General features: G+C 33.0%; 15 protein-coding genes. 9 read left to right on the top strand and 6 right to left on the bottom strand.

From position 1 onward, the window contains the following. Positions 1–39 precede the first annotated feature (39 nt). Positions 40–1128, top strand: coding sequence for a dsDNA nuclease domain-containing protein (locus FS85_RS0104520; protein WP_010134877.1), 1089 nt, complete (start codon positions 40–42; stop codon positions 1126–1128). A gap of 44 nt (positions 1129–1172) precedes the next feature. Next, positions 1173–2867: a coiled-coil domain-containing protein gene (locus tag FS85_RS0104510; protein ID WP_139062151.1), complete on the top strand. Its 1695-nt coding sequence runs from the start codon at positions 1173–1175 to the stop codon at positions 2865–2867. Positions 2868–3426: 559 nt separating this feature from the next. Here FS85_RS0104510 and FS85_RS0104505 read toward each other — a convergent pair. From FS85_RS0104505 to FS85_RS0104485, 5 genes are all read right to left on the bottom strand, one after another. After that, entirely contained in the window at positions 3427–5169 is a 1743-nt protein-coding gene (locus tag FS85_RS0104505; RefSeq protein ID WP_033194572.1) for an alpha-amylase family glycosyl hydrolase, read from the bottom strand. 4 nt (positions 5170–5173) lie between these two features. Continuing rightward, complete coding sequence (locus FS85_RS0104500) at positions 5174–6385, bottom strand: glycosyltransferase family protein (RefSeq protein ID WP_010134873.1); 1212 nt, start codon at positions 6383–6385, stop codon at positions 5174–5176. Positions 6386–6388: 3 nt separating this feature from the next. Further along, positions 6389–7543 (bottom strand): glycerate kinase type-2 family protein, encoded by a 1155-nt coding sequence (locus tag FS85_RS0104495; RefSeq protein ID WP_010134872.1) that lies wholly within the window; start codon positions 7541–7543, stop codon positions 6389–6391. Then, entirely contained in the window at positions 7536–8333 is a 798-nt protein-coding gene (locus FS85_RS0104490; protein ID WP_010134870.1) for an HAD-IIB family hydrolase, read from the bottom strand. Before FS85_RS0104490 ends, FS85_RS0104495 begins: the two co-directional genes overlap by 8 nt. Positions 8334–8636: 303 nt before the next feature. After that, on the bottom strand, positions 8637–9104 hold the full coding sequence (locus tag FS85_RS0104485) for a Dps family protein (protein WP_010134869.1): 468 nt from the start codon (positions 9102–9104) through the stop codon (positions 8637–8639). Between the two features lie 115 nt (positions 9105–9219). Between FS85_RS0104485 and FS85_RS0104480 the strand changes: the two genes are divergently transcribed. Both FS85_RS0104480 and FS85_RS0104475 read left to right on the top strand, forming a co-directional pair. Next, the gene (locus tag FS85_RS0104480; RefSeq protein WP_010134867.1) at positions 9220–10161 is read left to right on the top strand and encodes a hydrogen peroxide-inducible genes activator; all 942 of its coding nucleotides are present in this window, start codon (positions 9220–9222) and stop codon (positions 10159–10161) included. Between the two features lie 56 nt (positions 10162–10217). Next, complete coding sequence (locus FS85_RS0104475) at positions 10218–11999, top strand: AMP-dependent synthetase/ligase (protein ID WP_029489269.1); 1782 nt, start codon at positions 10218–10220, stop codon at positions 11997–11999. On the opposite strand, the gene FS85_RS0104470 is transcribed toward FS85_RS0104475, so the two are convergent. Then, positions 11996–12490 carry a metallophosphoesterase family protein gene (locus FS85_RS0104470; protein WP_010134865.1) on the bottom strand — a complete coding sequence of 165 codons (495 nt, stop codon included), beginning with the start codon at positions 12488–12490 and terminating at the stop codon, positions 11996–11998. The genes FS85_RS0104475 and FS85_RS0104470 overlap by 4 nt on opposite strands. 109 nt (positions 12491–12599) lie before the next feature. On the opposite strand from FS85_RS0104470, the gene truA reads away from it, so the two are divergent. The 5 genes from truA to FS85_RS0104445 all read left to right on the top strand — a co-directional run bounded on the left by truA (position 12600) and on the right by FS85_RS0104445 (position 19319). Beyond that, positions 12600–13352: a tRNA pseudouridine(38-40) synthase TruA gene (gene truA / locus FS85_RS0104465; protein WP_010134864.1), complete on the top strand. Its 753-nt coding sequence runs from the start codon at positions 12600–12602 to the stop codon at positions 13350–13352. Then, positions 13339–15108 carry an ABC transporter ATP-binding protein gene (locus tag FS85_RS0104460; protein ID WP_010134863.1) on the top strand — a complete coding sequence of 590 codons (1770 nt, stop codon included), beginning with the start codon at positions 13339–13341 and terminating at the stop codon, positions 15106–15108. The genes truA and FS85_RS0104460 overlap by 14 nt, the downstream gene beginning before the upstream one ends. Before the next feature lie 3 nt (positions 15109–15111). After that, positions 15112–15492 (top strand): Rid family detoxifying hydrolase, encoded by a 381-nt coding sequence (locus FS85_RS0104455; protein WP_010134862.1) that lies wholly within the window; start codon positions 15112–15114, stop codon positions 15490–15492. Positions 15493–15495: 3 nt separating this feature from the next. After that, a complete protein-coding gene (locus FS85_RS15105; RefSeq protein ID WP_010134861.1) occupies positions 15496–17766 on the top strand; it encodes a transglycosylase domain-containing protein in 2271 nt (756 codons plus the stop codon). Positions 17767–17855: 89 nt separating this feature from the next. Next, positions 17856–19319 carry a potassium/proton antiporter gene (locus FS85_RS0104445; RefSeq protein WP_010134860.1) on the top strand — a complete coding sequence of 488 codons (1464 nt, stop codon included), beginning with the start codon at positions 17856–17858 and terminating at the stop codon, positions 19317–19319. Positions 19320–19336: the final 17 nt, after the last annotated feature.

Raw genomic sequence — 19336 nt, 5'->3', positions numbered from 1 at the left:
CTTGTACGCTATACGCTGTTAAGGTCACAATACGAAAAAATGAAGCTAGAAAAAGAAATTATATCATTAATACCAAGGGAAGAATCTGGAAGTAAAACTGCTAGAAAATATATATTCCAGAAAAATCTTTCTCTTTATCTTCTTTTATCTAATCATGAGAAGAAAGATGATTATGTATTTCTATTTGATTTTCACGACGACCTTGTTGTTCTTGATTCTTCAACCAACCCGGATAAAATAGATTTCTACCAAATAAAATCTAAAGACTTTGGGAACTGGACAAATACTGCTTTAACAAAGAAAACCAAAAAAGAACCGCTTTCAATAAGTGGAAAGCTTTACTTAAATAAAATAAACTTCTCTAATAATACAAATTCTTTAAATTTTGTATCAAACGCAAAATTTTCCTTCAAGAACCTTGCAAACGGAACTGAATCTCTAAAAAAAACAATAATTAAAGCAGATGAATTAGATCCCAAAGTACTAAAGGTCTTTGAAGATGCAATAAAAAATGAACATTCTTTAAAAACAATTGATTTTAAAGATATTACTCATTTTCATGTCACAAATCTAAGCAACATTGATAGTTCAACACATTGTCTAGGAGAGCTAAGTAAATTAATAAACAAAATTAACCCAGAAAATAAAGTTAACCCTGAGTTGGCATATAAACAGGTGTTCAATGAGATTTCAAGAAGAACCGAATCTACAGTTACAGACAAATCTATTTCAAATTTAGAGGAACTAATTGAAATTAAAGGAATTAGTAAAAAACAATTCTTAGCTTTTTTAAAAAAAGCAGGTCTTTATAAAAGTATTGATGAAGAGTGGTTAGAAATTAAATATTCTATAGAAAGATGTAATATAGGTCATATCGAACTTTTAAAATTTAAAAAAGCTTGGCGAGACCTATCGGCAACTCTTATAAAAGACAGTAACAATATATTATTAAACAACCTATATCAGGATATTGAAACTATTATTAGTACTGAAATAGAAAATGGAAACATTAAAGATTCATTTGATTTGATAGAAATAGTAAACCATTGTGAATGTAAAATTGAAAATACTTTTTACGATAAATATTTTATAAAATGTTTAATTATTAAAGTTCTAAATGAAAAATAAAGGAAGCTTAAAAAAATTGGTAAGAAACTTAAGAGTAAAGAAGAATGAAAAAGTTATTCATATCGGAAATTCTATTGCTATCTCAAAAGGAGAAAAAAGCAAAAAGAGTTGAATTTGACAGACATAGAACCCTAATATATGGTAAAAACCATACTGGGAAATCATCATTAATTAAAAGTATATATAGAACTTTTGGTGCAGAACCATTAATGAACTCTAAGTTTAAAGGTGCAAATGTAATATCACTAGTTAAATTTGAACTTGACTCCGTTAGATATCAAATTATAAGAGACAACAAACGGTTTGCAATATATGACTCTAATGATGATTTACTGGGACTTTTTGACTCAGTAACAAAAGAATTAGCTCCTTTTTTAAGTGAACTATTCGATTTCAAACCTCTATTTCAATCGCAAAATAGTGGTTTTATAATTCCTCCTCCTGCATATTTGTTACTGCCTTTTTATGTAGACCAAGATGAAAGCTGGTCAAAAAGCTGGTCTTCATTTAAATCTCTACAACAAATTAAACAATATAGAAATCAATGTATTAACTACCATTCAGGTATTCGCCCAAACAAGTACTATGAAACAAAAAAAGAAATTGATTCATATTTAAGAATCATTGATGAGACTGAAAAGGAACAAAAAATAACTGGTAAAATCCTTAATGATATAAAAGAAAAATTATCTCAAACTCAATTTAATATAAATATTGAGGATTTTAAAGAAGAGATTACTGAGTTGTTAACTGAGTTAGAATTTTTAAAGAAAAAAGAAGAAAACTTAAAGTCTGATTTACACGATCTATATCACTTAAAAGCATCTTATGATACCCAGATAAACATTGTTAAGCAAGCAATTATAGAAAGCCATAATGATTTAAAGTTTGCATCTGAAAAATTACCTGAACTAATTGGGTGTCCAACTTGTGGTGCCGTTTATGAAAATTCTTTCACAGAAAGGTTTGAAATAGCTCAAGACGAACAAAAAAGTAAAGATTTATTAGTTGAGTTAAAAAAAGAAGTCAAAGAAATAAACGACAAGATATTTAATGAAAATAATAAACTGAATTCGACGGTTGGAGAGTTAACAAACCTTAATAAAATTCTCAATGAGAAAAAAGGTAAGTTAAATCTTAAAGACGTAATTGAAAGCTCTGGAAAAAAGCATGTCAAATCAATTTTTTCTCAGAAATACGCTGAATTAAAACAGATAATAGTTGAAAACACAATTGAAAAACAAAATCTTGAAAAAAAACTTAAAGAATTTGAAAGTAAAAAACGTAAAAATGAAATAGTTGTTTTTTTCAAAAATAAAATGACTTCTTTTTTAAAAAAACTTGACATACATTCTTTAACCGAAAACGAATATAAATCAATAACAAGTGTTATCGAATCAAAAGAAACTGGTAGCTCAAGACCTCGAGCTTTAATAGCTTATTATTTTTCATTCTTTCATGTTATGAAAAAATACTCTTCCTCTACTTACTTTCCATTGATAGTTGACTCTCCTAATCAACAAGATCAAGATATTGAGCATATAGATAAGATTATGCATTTTATTAAAGATTCTCAACCTAAAGACAGTCAACTAATTCTTGGTATTGCTGAATCTTATGGTGTTGATTTTGAATGTCCAATTGTAGAGTTAAAAGAAAAATATAGTTTATTACAAAAAGACGAATATGAGAACGTAGAAGCTGAAATGATTGGTAAAATAAGAGAAATGTGGATGTAAACTGTGATTAATAACGACAATACTTTCGTTAAATACTGAATTTAGCATTTACTTTTACTTTACTTGGCTTATCATTTAATTAAGTCCTAAAATAGAGTCTTGAACAGTCTTAAAATAGTTTTAAAACTTTTTTAAGTAGCTAGTAAAATCTATGTGTCTGTTACTTTGTATTAAAAGATTAGCTCCAAAATAGAAAAAACTTGGTAGCTTTTATAAACAAGGAATGTACGTTTTGCTTAAAAACCCTTGAGTATTTAAAAAAAACACAAAAGTAAAATAATTAAACACTAGGGAATTTATAGAATTGTTACTAAGCTTTTACTAAAAAGCCCTAGTGTTTTTATAGATTTCTAAGGTGTATTTTACACAAAGCTCCTTTACTTTTTATAAAAACATAATAAACTTTGTAATAAAAGTTTAGTTACTAATGCTTGCAATTTTAATGACAAAAAAAGCATATTTCTTATTGTAGAACAAAGTGTGTAAACATCAAAACACCCCAAAATGTTATTTACAATTTGGGATGTTTTGCGTTTAAACCTGTTCGTATTTATAAATTTTACAAAGCTCCTTTTAACCAGAGCATTTGATAGGGTTGCAATGTTAAAGTTCTGCCTGTTACTTTGGCATCGGTTGGAGGGAAATCTGCAATGCCTGTAGCCAATAAATTTGTTAATGGTAAACTTATTGAATCTGGTAAAGAAACCACTACCTCTTCGGCAGCAAAGTTATGAATGGCTACAATACGTTCGTTTTCTTCTTTGGCATGTTGGTCTACAGCAAATACTTTGGGACTTAAATCTAGAAAATCAAAAGTTCCAAATGGGTTAAATGCTGCTTCGTTAATACGAATGGCAATTAACTTTTTATAATTTTCAAAAATGGTTTTGGCCAACGTTCCTTGGGTCTGCAACTCTTCTTCTAGCCAATCTATATGGTATTTTTCTCTGTTAATGGTTCGGTTAATACGTGTATGTTTTACTCCATCTAGATAATTTCTAGACCCTACTAAAGAATGGAAATAGATTCCTGGTACTCCTGGCATTACCAACACCGAAGCCTGAGATAGCAACATACGTTTGTATCGGACTTCATCATCTGCATTAGGGTTGGTTAATGCATCAATATAGCTACAGTTTAGTTCGTAAGGAGACTGGCTTCCGTCAGACTCTGTTCGGTAAGACACCAAACCTCCATGACTTTTTACTCTAGACACCATTACATTTACCTCATCATCTGTTAAAATTCCTTTAATTGGTCTTAGCCCTACTCCATCGTGACTGGCTGTAAAATTAAAGAAACAAACCTTATCACTAGGCAAGGTTAATGTTTTTGCCCAAGCTGTTAATGTTTCTGTATTTCCGTTTAAAATAGAGTGCAATAATAAGGGAGGCAAGGCAAAGTTATAAACCATCTGAGCTTCATCATCTCCGCTACCAAAGTAAGATACATTTTCATGATGCGGGACATTGGTTTCTGTAATAATAATTACCTCTGGAGCAACTTCGTGCAAGACTTCTCGCATTAATTGAATGAGCTCGTGTGTTCCGTCTAAATGCACACATTCGGTTCCAATTTCTTTCCAAATAAAAGCAATCGCATCCAAGCGAATTAAGGTAGCTCCTTTTTCTACGTAATAAAACAAAGCATCCAGTACATTTCTTAGTACACGATGGCTTTTGTAGTTTAAATCTACCTGATCTTTACTAAAAGTAGTCCAAACATAACGTGTTTCTCCTTTGTCATCTGTATATTCACTAATCAAGGGGAGTGCCCTTGGACGAACAACTTTGCTTAAATCTAAAGAAGGATCTACTTCTATAAAAAAATCTTTAAAATATGGATCGCCCGCTAAAAAGGCCTTGAACCAATCTGAAAACTGCGAAATATGGTTGATTACTCCATCGACCATCAATCGATAGTCTGCACTAATTTTTTCTATCTCTTTCCAAGATCCCATTTTAGGATCTACAGCACTGTAATTTACCACCGAAAATCCGTCGTCTGATGAATAAGGGTAAAACGGAAGGATGTGAACAGAATTAATCACTCCATCCAAATGCTTGTCCATAAAATCTTTTAAGGTTTGTAGCGATGGCTCGTAATCTCTATTTACTTGGTCTCCGTAGGTGATTAGAATAATGTCTTTTTCACTTAAATGATAAGGAGACGATTTGATTCTAGACTTGTATTTAAAAATTAAATCTACAATGCTATCCACCGCTCGATCTGCAATTTCTGGCGGATACAACTTGTGCAATCTTTTGTTGATGGTATGTTCTTTGTCTGATATATGTCTCATAGGCTTATGCATTGTCTTTTTTAACAAAATCTACAAACTTTTTAGAAAAATCGGGCATTACCGAACGTACTGTAATCCAAGACGATAAAGAAGGAACTCCCATAGGATCTTCATAAAACTCATGCGAAGCCTCTTTGATTGCATCTTGAAAAGCTTCTACAGCTTTGATTTCTTTTTCTCTGTTGTATTCTAAATCATTCAGTTTGCTTAGTGCGTTGTATTTAGAAATTTCAAATCGTGATTCTTGAAAGTATGTTGCCAAAAGGGTTTTAAAGGAAGCTTTTGAAAAAATAACTCCTTCTTGAGCCATGACTCTAAAAATCGTTTTGGCAATATCTTTACTCATCTTATAAATGCCACCTCCCGATTGTTGATCGCCCAAATTTTGATGTTTGTGCTCGTAGGTTTCCATAATTTCTGTTTGGCAAATTCTTTTGTTAGAGGTACTTTTATAAACTTCGCTTAATGTAGAAACCTCTAATCCCCATGTAGGAGAAATAGCGATACCTCTGGCCAACGAGCGGATAAATGAAAACTCTCCTGACAAAGAATAGCGGAAACTTTCCATATATTCTAAATACTTATTTCTACCGTATACTTTACACAAAGCATTTACCAAAGGTGTGTACAATAAACGAGTTGCTCTACCGTGTAGTTTGTGAGTTACACGAGAGTAAAAACCTTTGTTAAATTCAAAATCTAAAGCAGGATGCACAATAGGATAAAACAAACGAGCAGGAATTTCTCTACTGTAGTTTACAATATCACAATCGTGTAAAGCAAAAGCATAAGCATCTTTATCTGCCAACGCATAGCCTAGCATGGTCCAAACATTTCTTCCTTTACCAGGAGTGTCTAACCCTGGAAAACCTTCTGTCTTTAAATCGTTGTACAACTCTTTTATTCTAGGACCATCGTTCCACAATACATCTACTTTAGAGGGCAATACAGACATAATTTCTTTGACTTCTTCAAACTGCTCTTTGGTTGCTCTATCAAGTCCTAAAATAATTTTATATAAGTATTTTACATTCTTTAATTCTTCTATGATTTTAAACATTGCTGGGGTTTCAAACTCTGAATACAAAGCAGGGAGCAAGAGTACCATTCCTCTTCTTTTACTAAACTTTTCTAGCTCCTTTTCTAAATGTTCTAAACTTCTATCTCCTAAATTTTGAAGCGTGGTAATGACCCCGTTCTGAAAAAAATCTGCCATATATTATAATTTTAAAATGATGATAAAATCCATCACATTGGTTCCTGTAATTCCTGTAACAAAGTCATACCCTAATGCTTTAAAAAAAGTATTGCTATCACTGGCTTCTAAGTAATGTTTTGGATTTAATTGTTTTATTTTTATTTGTTCATAAATAGTTGCATCTATATAAGCACCTGTTGCCTCCGAACGACCGTCAATTCCATCGCTCCCTGCACTTAATATACTTATATTTTCGGTTACAACTCCTTCTAACAACAATCTAAGTGCTAACTCTTGGTTTCTTCCTCCGTAACCATTGGTTCCTTTTACCACTGTTGTTGTTTCTCCTCCCAAAAGTAAACAGAAACTTTGGTGCTTGGCATCGTATTCTTGTATGTGTTTTTTTACTATTTGTGTTGCTTCTTCCGAACTACAATCCAACGTAGTTGTTATAATTTTGGCAACTGCCACCTTGTCTTCTACAAATTTTAGGGCTTCTTTTAGAGCCACGGTATTATTTCCTATTAAGTGATGTTTATACTTACCATTATACATAGGAGCAGAACCAATGGTATTTAAATCGTCACCTATAACATCACTCAACACCAAAACCTCTCCTTTTGCTTTTACCACATCGGCCAATTTCCCTCCCTTTATTTGTGATATTGCTTTTCTTACCGTATTCAATGCTTTGATGTCTATTCCAGAAGTCAACAAAGCCATTGAAATTTTAGTAAAATCGTCTAAAGTAATTCCCTGTACAGGTTTTTCTATCATGGCAGAAGCACCACCTGATAATAAGAATATAAAAACAGCATCGGGTTCCATAGCAGACATTGCTTGAATAAGCTCTGAACCTGCGTGAATACTTTTTTCGGAAACAAGCGGATGTGTTGCGGTTAGGTGACGACAGTATTGCAAACTTCCTGTTTCGTGAGATACCACAACGCCTCCCTGAATTCTTTCCCCTAACAAAAGCTCGCATTCTTTAGCCATAGCCAAAGCTGCTTTTCCTGCTCCAAACACGTAAATTTTAGTCTTGGGTTCTAATACATAGTGTTGATTTACTAGCTGTAAAACATTTTCTTTTAGCGAAACATTGTCTTTAATTAATGCCGATGCTTTTACTTTGTTTAAAGCCTTGTAATAAATTTCTTCTGCTAATTGTTTATACATTTTTTAAAATCATTTCGTTCCATCCTTCAGCCCCTTTATAGGTTGATTTTTGAAACTGTTTTGCATTGACTTCTATATATTTTCCTTCGTGGTTTTGAATGGCAATAGGAATGTCTACATTTTCTAGTAAAGGAATGTCATTTTCTCCATCTCCTAAACCAATAGAGCTGATGGGATGCTGAAATAAATCTTGAAACAGCGCTACACATTTAGCCACAGCTTTTCCTTTGTCTTGTCCTGCTCCTATTAGGTGATAAAAACGACCTCCTTTGGTAATTTTTAATCCATATTCTAAAGCCAAATCAGACAATTCTTCCAGTCGCTCTTCTTGCTCCCATAAAAAAGGCTCGGTAAAATCTCTATTTTTAGAAAGCACGGCATCCTTTTCTTTTAACCCAGTACATTCGGCAACTTGAGGCAAATCCATGTCGCTAAAACCATGCATTCCAAATGCTTCTTTGTATCGATTGTAAAAAGCTACTGTTTTGCCATAAGGCACTCCTAACATGTACACATAATAGTTTGCATCAAAAACATCTAAAAAAGAAAAATCAAAATCTTGATATCCTTTAGGAACAAAGAGTGCTGCTCCGTTTTCTACTATGAATGGTTCTTGTATGCCTACTTCTTTTTGTAAAATTTCTACTTCTTTTCTGGTTTTACTTGTGGTAAAAATTAGAGGAATTTTTTTTTCTTTTAGTACCGAAACTGCATTTAAAGAAGGCTCAAAAGAATAATCATCGTGATTTAAAAAAGTCCCATCTAAATCCGTAAATACCATTTTTCTCATAGACAAAAGCATTTTTTTATAGTTCTAAGTTTTAGTTTTTTTTTGTTAATCGCATCAGACTCTGTTGTCTTTTCTGTGTTTTTCCAATTGCTAACAACACAAATTTACAATAGGTTTCTGAAAATGGATATGAGATAAAACAGTATTTTATCTACATAATTGCATGGATGAAGATACATAACTTCGTGTATCTTTGAGGTATGATTATATTCTATTTTTTTAAATACCCCAACATTACCCCAAATTAAAAAACTCCTTTTTTATTTTAAAAAAAGGAGTTTTTCTTATACACTTAATTGGTATTTATGCCAACCAAGATTTTAGCATCCATAACGTTTTTTCTTGTTCACTAATAAACTCACTAATCAAAGCGTTGGTTCCTTCATCATCTGCTTTGTCTGTTAGGGTTAATAGTTCTCTTTCTATTTCTAATAATGTTTTGTAACCCGTTATTACCAACTGAACCGCAGCTACATCTTGGGTAATATTTTTCCCTACTTTAATATTAGAGTTTTCTAAATAGTCCGAAAAAGTGTGCAACGGTGTTCCTTCTAATGTTAGAATACGTTCTGCAATTGCATCAATTTTTTCTTGAGAATCGTTGTAATACTCTTCAAACTTGGTATGCAACTCAAAAAAGTTTTTCCCTTTGATGTTCCAATGCAACCCGCGTAAATTCTGATAGTGAATTTGAAAATTTGACAATAAAACATTTAGTTTTTTAGTAATTTCTTTAGAAAATTGATTTTCTATCTCTACAATTGTTTTCATTTGTTTCTATGTTTTTAATTACACTTCAAAAATAATACGAATTAAAACCGCTGTTATCATAAATATTATTGATACTTTTGATAATCGTATAAACAAACCTGATACACTATTTACAATGACCATTACTCAACTAAAATACGTTTTGGCAGTTGCCGAATACAGAAACTTTACCACTGCATCAGAACATTGTTTTGTAACACAGCCTACTTTAAGTATGCAAATTCACAAATTAGAAGAAGAGTTAGAGATTCAGATATTTAATAGAAATAAAAAACCGATTGAAGTTACCGAAGTCGGTAAAAAAATTGTGAATCAAGCCAAAACTATTGTCAACGAAAGCAGTCGTATTACAGACATTGTACAGCAAGAAAAAGGATACATTGGAGGAGAATTTAAACTAGGTATTATTCCTACCATAATGCCTAGCTTGTTGCCTTTGTTTCTAAAAAGTTTTAATAAAAAATATCCCGAAGTAGAACTAATTATTAACGAGCTTACCACAGAAGAAATTGTACAAAAATTAAAAGATGGACATCTAGATGCTGCTATTGCTGCCACTCCTTTACAAGAAGATCTTTTAAAAGAAGCCCCTATTTATTACGAACCTTTTGTGGGATTGGTACACGAAAACCATCGTCTGTTTGATCAAAAAGACTTAACTCCCCAAGACTTGGATGTTGATGATTTATTGCTTTTAGAAGACGGCCATTGTTTTAAGGAAAGCGTGCTTAACATTTGTAGCTCTCTAAACAATAAAAAAACCAAAAAGTTCTCTTTACAAAGTGGAAGTTTTGACACCCTTATTAAACTAACCGATGAAGGTTTGGGAATGACCTTACTCCCTTACCTAAATTCGATGGATTTAAGCGAAAGCAAACAAAAACTAATTCGTGAATTTAAAAGCCCTTATCCTGCCAGAGAGGTTAGTATTATTTATCATAAAGCAGGATTAAAGCTCCAAATTATCAATGCGCTAAAAGAAGAAATCTCTAGTATTATTAGAGGAATCATTGCTTTTAGTGATGTTGATATTGTAAGTCCTTTAAAAATGAAATAAAAATATTGCTAAGGATAAAAAAAAATCATACTTTAATTGAAACTAATTCAACTACAATGGTAAAAACTTCAAGAATTTTTGATTTTCCCATTTATCAACTACAAAACAACCCTTTAGAAAAAGCTTTTTCTACCAAAAAAAATGGAGAATGGATATCTATTTCTACCCAACAATATATCGAAAGCTATAACAATGTTTCTAGAGGACTTTTGGCTTTAGGAATTCAAAAAAATGATAAAATTGCTGTCATTTCTACCAATAACAGAACGGAATGGAATATTTTAGACATGGCGATTTTGCAAACAGGAGCACAAAATGTTCCTATTTATCCAACCATTTCTTCTAAAGATTACGAGTACATTCTAAATCACTCTGGAGCCACCTACTGTTTTGTTTCTGATGTAGAAATTCTAAACAAAGTAGAAAAAGTAAAGGACAATACCTCTTTAAAAGACGTATACAGTTTTGACCAGATTGAAGGCGTTAAACATTGGACGGAAATAGAAAACTTAGGAAAACACAGCGATGTTGATGAGCTTTTGGAAAGCAGAAAAAACGAAATTAAAAGTACCGATTTAGCAACGCTTATCTACACTTCTGGAACTACAGGAAACCCCAAAGGGGTGATGCTAAGTCATCAAAACCTTGTATCTAACACGGTAGATTGTACACCTAGAGTTCCCGTAGCCAAAGGAACTGGAAAGGCATTAAGCTTTTTGCCCGTATGCCACGTGTTTGAACGTATGATTTTATACTTGTACCAATACAACAGTATTGAAATTTATTTTGCAGAATCTATTGAGGCAATGAGCCAGAATCTAAAAGAGGTAAAACCTAATATTATGACTGCAGTTCCTAGACTTTACGAAAAAGTCTACGACAGCATTTATGCCAAAGGAAAAGAACTAACAGGCATAAAAAAAATGTTGTTTTTTTGGGCAGTAGAGCTGGGTTTAATTTATGAACCCTTTGGTGTTAATGGTTGGTGGTATGAGTTTCAACTAAAAATTGCTAGAAAATTAATCTTTAGCAAATGGAAAGAAGCGTTGGGAGGAAATTTAGAAGTTCTCGTATCAGGAAGTGCAGCATTACAACCCAGATTGGCCAGAGTTTTTGCAGCTGCAGGAATGCCTATTCTAGAAGGTTACGGGTTGACAGAAACTTCGCCTGTTATTGCTGTTAACGATATTAAAAACAAAGCTTTTAAAATAGGAACTGTTGGTAAACCAATACAAAATCAGACGGTTAAAATTGCAGAAGATGGAGAAATTTTAGTCAAAGGCCCCAACGTAATGATGGGATACTACAAGGATCCTGAAAAAACAGCTGCAGTAATGACTGGAGAATATTTTCACACAGGAGATATTGGAGAACTAGATGCTGATGGATTTTTGAAAATTACTGATAGAAAAAAAGAAATATTTAAAACTTCAGGAGGAAAATATATTGTACCTACCTTGTTAGAAAATGAGTTAAAACAATCTAGATTTATAGAACAAGTGATGGTTATTGGCGAAGGAGAAAAAATGCCTGCTGCTTTAATTCAAATCAATTTTAATTATGTAAAAAGCTGGTGCCTTATAAAACACATCAACGACGTGGATACTCCCCAAAAGTTAATTACCAATCCTTTGGTGTTAGAACGTATTCAGCAAGAGATAAAATTTTGCAATCAAAAGTTTGGCCAATGGGAACAAATCAAACGTTTTGAGCTTACCCCAGATGAATGGAGCATAGAAGCTGGTCATTTAACGCCTACCTTAAAAATGAAAAGACGTATTATTTTAGAACTTTATGCTGATTTATACAAAAAAATATATCCAAGAAAAGAAGATTAAGCTCGATTTCCTAATTCGATAACTTCTAAATTGGTGACTTGTTTGTTTTTAATCTCAAAACGCAACATGGTTCTTACTTGATGAAAACCATGTTTACCGGCAGCACCAGGATTCATATGTAACAAATTTAATTTAGCATCGTATTGAACCTTTAAAATATGAGAATGCCCACTGATGAATACTTTTGGTGGGTTTTTCTTTATTTCGTCTTTAATTCTAACATTGTACTTATTGGGATATCCACCAATATGAGTCATCCAAACCTCTACCTCGTTCACTACAAACCTATTGTCTAAGGGAAATTCTGCTCTGGCTTCGGTTCCATCAATATTTCCGTAAACTGCTCTTAAAGGTTTTATTTTTTTTAGTTGATCGGTTACTTCTATAGCACCAATATCCCCTACATGCCAAACTTCATCTGCTTGTTTTGCATATTTAAGAATGGTTGCATCTATGTAACTATGTGTATCAGACAAGAGTAGTATTTTCATAACACAAACATCGTTATTTTTATACAATTTTAAGCACTAATGTTGCTGTTGTCTAGTTGATACTGCCATCGGAATTCAATACCTTTACACTTTGTAAAAACAAACCATATTGAGATATTTTGCAGAACTTTCTTACTTAGGAAAAAATTATCATGGATGGCAAATTCAGCCCGATGCTATTAGTGTTCAACAAGAAGTACAAAGGGTCTTATCTACCATTTTAAGAACTCCTATAGAAGTTGTTGCTGCAGGTAGAACCGATGCGGGAGTACATGCATCGCAAATGTTTGTTCATTTTGACATCGATGTAGAATTAGATGCCACGGTTTACTGTTATAAAATCAACTCCCTTTTGCCCAAAGACATTGTATTCCATCATATTTTTAAGGTGCAAGACAATGCACATGCACGTTTTGATGCTATTCAACGAAGCTACGAATACAGAATATTGTTAGGTAAAAGTCCTTTTACGACAGATACTACATGGCAAATCAATCATCAACTAAATGTACCTGCCATGAACAAAGCGGCAAGTTTTTTGCTAGAATTTAACAATTTTCAATGTTTTTCTCGTTCTAAGACCGATGTAAAAACGTACAACTGCGACATCCGTAGGGCAGAATGGATTTTAAATGGAACTGAGTTGATTTTTCATATATCAGCAGATCGTTTTTTGCGTAATATGGTTAGAGCTGTAGTAGGAACGCTTTGCGAAGTTGGTAAAGAGAAAATTGATCCTGAAAAAATAATTGAAATTATAGAGAGTAAAAACCGTTCGAACGCAGGAGCTTCGGTACCAGCACACGGTTTATTTTTAACAGAAGTAACATACCCTGATACCATAAAAAATGTCATCATCTAAAAAAGGAAATATATTCGATTTGGCCATTTTTAGCCGAATTATGAACTACGCACTTGCTTACAGAAGCTTGTTTGTTTTCTCTACCATTTTTTCAATTGCTTTGGCAACGGTGTCTACACTAAGGCCTAAATTAATTATTGATGCTATAGACAATTATGTAGAAACAAAAACCCAAGAAGGTTTTGGAATGATTGTATTGATTATTTTAGTGGTTTTATTGGCCGAAGTAATTTTTCAACTACTTTTTATTTATTTGGCCAATTTGCTAGGGCAAAGTGTTATTAAAGACATCCGTAGTAAGCTTTTTAAGCATATTTTGTCTTTTAGAATGGCTTATTTTAACAATTCTTCGGTAGGAAAAATGGTAACTCGCGTAGTTTCGGATGTAGAAACTATTGCACAATTCTTTAGCCAAGGATTGTTTATGATTGTAAATGATATTTTAAAAATGTTGTTTGTTGCCGTGCTGATGCTAGTCATTAACTGGAAGTTGGCTCTTATTTCTTTTATTGTGCTACCTATTTTAATCTATGCTACCAAAATTTTTCAAAGGGCCATAAAAGTAACCTTTCAAGAGGTAAGGAACCAAGTAGCCAATTTAAACAGTTTTGTTCAAGAACGTGTAACAGGGATGAAGATTGTACAATTGTTTAATAGAGAAGCTATTGAATATCAAAAATTTGTAGAAATCAATAAAAAACACCGAGCAGCACATGTAAAAACTGTTTGGTATTTTTCTATCTTTTTTCCTGTGGCCGAAGTCTTATCTTCTATTGCAACGGGAATGTTGGTATGGTATGGGGCAAAAGACTTGATTGAAGGAAACGGAGTAACCCACGGAGAAATTATTGGTTTTATTATGATGACCGAAATGCTCTTTAGACCTTTGAGACAAATTGCAGATAAATTTAACACGCTGCAAATGGGAATGGTTGCCGGAGATCGTATTTTTGAAGTAATGGACACTCAAAGTCACATAGACAACCAAGGAACTTTTACGCTACCCGAAATTAAAGGAAATATACGTTTTGACAATGTGACCTTTAGCTACATCAAAAATGAACCTGTTTTAAGAGGAATTAGTTTTGACGTACAACAAGGAGAAACCGTAGCCATTGTAGGAGCAACTGGAGCTGGTAAGTCAACCATTACAAATTTAATCAATCGTTTTTATGATATAGATAGCGGAACTATTTTGGTAGATGGCACTCCAATTAAAAACTATGATTTGACCTTTTTACGTAACGAAATCTCGATTGTGTTACAAGATGTTTTCTTGTTTTCTGATAGCATACAAAACAACATCAGCTTGCAAAAAGAAGAAATTACTTTAAACCAAATAAAAGAAGCAGCCCAGCAAATTGGAATTAGTGAATTTATAGAAAGTCTTCCTAATGGGTTTGAGTATAATGTAAAAGAACGTGGAGTGATGTTGTCTTCTGGACAAAGACAGCTAATTGCTTTTTTAAGAGCCTATGTATCTAACCCAAGTATTTTAATTTTAGACGAAGCCACCTCTTCTATCGATTCACATTCTGAACAAATGATTCAGTTTGCCATAGATAAAATTACCCAAGGAAGAACTAGTATAGTTATTGCACACCGATTGGCTACTATTAAAAACGCTGATAAAATAATTGTATTAGATCAAGGAAAAATCGTAGAACAAGGAAAACATCAAGAATTGCTTCAAATTGAAAATGGTTATTACAAAAACCTACACGACAAACAATTTTCTAAACAAGAAATCGCTTAACCAATGAAAAAAATTATTCAGACCCCCAACGCTCCTGCCCCATTAGGTCCTTACAACCAAGCGGTGGCTAGTAATGGAACTTTATACGTTTCTGGACAAATTGCTATGGATGCCACAACAGGAAACTTTGTAACCGATAGCATTGCCAAAGAAACACATCAGGTAATGAAAAATATTCAAGCCATTTTATCCGAGGCAGGAATTACTTTCGAACAAGTTTTAAAAGCCTCTATCTATATCTCGGATATGAATAACTTTGCTGTCATTAATCAAGTATATGCTAGTTATTTTAACGAAGACACTGCTCCGGCAAGAGAATGTGTAGAAGTAGCTAGACTACCAAAAGATGTAAATGTAGAGATTTCTGTGATTGCTGAATTGTAAGATATGTTAAAAAAATTGCTCGGTTTTGTTATTAGACTCCTCATTCTTGGAATCTTTTCTATTGCTTTCTTTATCCTTTTGGTTTGGATTGGTGGTTTTGGCCCTATTCCTAATAAAAAAGAATTAACAGAAATAAAACAAGCACAAGCCAGTGTTGTTTATAGTACTGATGAGCAATTGATTGGAAAGTTTTTTTATACCAATAGAACCAATGTACCATACCATAAACTTCCAAAACATTTAGTACAAGCATTAATAGCTACAGAAGATGTACGCTTTTACGAACATCAGGGAATTGATAAAATTGCTATGTTACGTGTTATTGTTAAAACTCTTCTTTTAGGAGATCGTTCTTCAGGAGGTGGAAGTACACTTTCTCAGCAACTAGCCAAAAACTTATTTAAACGTAAGGACTTTTCTCTACTTTCTATGCCTGTAAACAAAACCAAAGAAGCAATTTTGGCCAACCGTTTAGAGAGTATTTACAGCAAAGAAGAAATATTAACTCTGTACTTTAACACCGTACCATTTGGTGAACGAGTGTATGGAATTGAGTCTGCTGCCCAGCGTTATTTTTCTGTACATGTTGATGAACTTTCTCTAGAACAATCTGCAATTTTAGTAGGAATGCTTAAAGCCAACTCATACTACAACCCTAGAAAACATCCTGAACATGCTTTTAAAAGAAGGAATGTGGTATTGAAACAAATGCAGAAAGTAAACTTTATTGCAGATAGCACCTATGCTTTGTTAAGCAAAAAGCCAGTTGAAACCCACTATAATAATTTAGAAATAGAAAATCCAAACGGTTATTTTTTATATCAAATAGCACAAAAAGCAGCGCTTTTACTAGAAAACAAAACCAAACCAGACGGCAGTCCCTGGGATTTGCAACAAGATGGTTTGATTGTGAAAACCACCTTGAATGCAGAACTACAAACACAAGCATTAAAAGCACGAAAAGCACATTTAATCCGTTTGCAAAAAACGATGGATGCTGCCTGGAAAAGAATTCGAAAACAAAAAAAGATTCAATCATTAATAACACAAGAATGGCAACAAAGCAATGTGTACCAACAATTAAAAAATAAAGGACTTTCAAATCAAGAAATAGAGAAAATAGCAACTCAAAAAAAAGATCGTCCAGTATTTCGTTGGGAAGAAGACAAACAGCTTTTATCTGCCAAAGATTCTATTGAGCATTACCTAAAAACAATTCACGCAGCAATCTACGGTTTAAATCCCAATACCGGAGCTGTACAAGTGTATGTAGGTGGAAATAATTTTGAGTATTTGCCATACAACTTAATAAAAAGCGAAAGACAAGCAGCATCAACTTTTAAACCTTTTGTATATACTGCGGCTTTAGAAAATGGAGAAAAACCTTGCGACTGGATTAACAACGAGGAAAAAGAATATGTGAATTACGAAGGTTGGACTCCTAAAAACTACGACCATTCTAATGGTGGTTATTACAGTATGGTTGGAGCTTTGGCTAAAAGTATGAACATCCCAACAGTAAACACTTATTTTAAAATTGGACATTCTGCTTTGCAAAACACGACCAAAGCTTTAGGACTAGACAAAACATTGCCCAACAATCCTTCTATTGCTTTAGGAACAGTAACTTATTCTCTAGAAACAATGGTAGCAGCTTATGTTCCTTTTGCTACCAGAGGAAAGCAAATCTCCCCGTATTATATCAGTAGTATAGAAACAGCAGAAGGTACTGTTATTTATCAACACCCAAAACTAAAGCATACAAAAGTGGATCTAAATCCTAAAAGTTTAGAAACCATGCAATATTTGTTAAAAAATGTAGTCGATAAAGGAACGGCTTTAAGCCTTAAAAATCGTTTTGGTGCTAAAGGATCGTGGGCAGGAAAAACAGGAACTGCACAAGACTATAGTGATAGTTGGTTTATCGGCTTTAACAATAGTATTGTAATTGGTAGTTGGGTAGGATGTAAATACCCTAGCATTACACTTCCATCCTGGATTGGCGGAGGTTCGGCTGCCGCTTTGCCTTTGGTGGGTGCTGTGGTTGGGCACAAATATCAACAAACCAGTCTAAACAAACAATTAAACAGTACTTTTCCTAGTTTTGATGCTGCTATTGTAGAAGATTGTGATTGTGAATTTTACAGAGAAGAAAACACTTTTGAAAAAATTTTAGATGTTTTTGACAAAAAGAAAAAGAAAAAAAAGAAAGGTAATTTTTTCTCCAGACTGTTTGGAAAAAAAGATAAGGAAGAAGAAGATACTAAAGAATAAAACCTTTGTAAAGAAAATAGGGCTTTTTTCTAATTTTATTTTGTGATACAGCAACCCTTTATAAACTTTAATAAAACCTAAGTAACAGCATGAATTTAGCAATCGAAAATATTTTATTAGTAGGGTCTTTATTGCTTTTTGTAAGTATTATGGTAGGAAAAACTTCGTATAAATTTGGGGTTCCTACATTGATACTTTTCTTAGCTATTGGAATGCTTGCTGGTTCTGATGGAATTGTAGGAATTGAATTTGACAATCCTAAACTGGCACAATTTATTGGAATTGTGTCTTTAAATTTTATTTTATTTTCTGGTGGTTTAGACACTCATTGGCCGGCTGTAAAACCCATCCTAAAAGAAGGACTACTACTTTCTACATTAGGAGTATTGCTAACTGCTACTTCGCTTGGGATGTTTGTGTGGTGGGTTACCGATTTTACACTTTACGAAAGCTTATTGTTAGGTTCCATTGTATCATCTACCGATGCTGCCGCTGTTTTTTCTATATTAAGATCTAAAAATTTAGCTCTAAAAACCAATTTAAGACCTACTTTAGAATTAGAAAGTGGAAGTAACGACCCTATGGCTTATGTACTTACAATTGCATTTTTAACTTTGGTTACTGGCGAAAATGACAGTGTTATTTCCATCATTCCTTTCTTTTTGCAACAAATGATTCTCGGAGGAGCTTTAGGTTTTGCTTTTGGTAAACTTAGTAAATACGTCATCAACCACATACAGTTAGGTTTTGAAGGGTTGTATCCTGTTTTAGTCATTGCTTTAATGTTTATTACCTTTTCTACTACAGATTTTGTAGGTGGAAATGGCTTTTTGGCTATTTACATCTGTGCTGTTTATTTAGGAAATCAAGAACTAATTCACAAATCTACCATTTTTAAAGTTTTTGATGGATTGGCTTGGTTAATGCAAATTGTACTTTTTTTAACATTAGGTTTGCTTGTATTTCCACACCAAATTATTCCTTATATGGGAATTGGCTTACTAATTTCCTTGTTTTTAATTTTAGTTGCAAGACCCATTGGAGTATTTATTTGTATGTTGTTTTTTAAAATGAAAAATAGAAGAAGGTTATATATTTCTTGGGTTGGTTTGCGTGGTGCTGTACCTATTGTATTTGCCACCTACCCTTTGTTAGCAGGAATAGAAAAAGCTCATATTATTTTTAACATTGTATTTTTTATCTCGGTAACCTCTGTGTTGATTCAAGGAACTACTTTAGCCACCTTTGCTAAATGGTTGAATGTAGGACTACCGGAAGATGAAAAAAGCGAAACACAAAATGACCGTTACATTTTAGATTTGCCTAAAACTGCAATGAAAGAAATTGTAGTACCCAATAATTGTAATGCGGTTGACAAAAGGATTGTGGATTTAAATTTTCCTAAATGTGCTTTTATTGTAATGATTAAAAGAGGGAATATTTTTGTTAGGCCTGGAGGTGCTACCGAACTAAAAGCCAATGATATTTTAGTAGTTTTATTAGATGATGAAAACAATATGTGTGAAATGGACAATTTATTTACCCCCAAGTAACACACCTATTTCCTCAT

It is taken from the genome of Ochrovirga pacifica, from assembly GCF_000220525.1.
Lineage (GTDB): Bacteria > Bacteroidota > Bacteroidia > Flavobacteriales > Flavobacteriaceae > Ochrovirga > Ochrovirga pacifica.
This window is presented reverse-complemented; position numbering and strand designations above follow the sequence as displayed.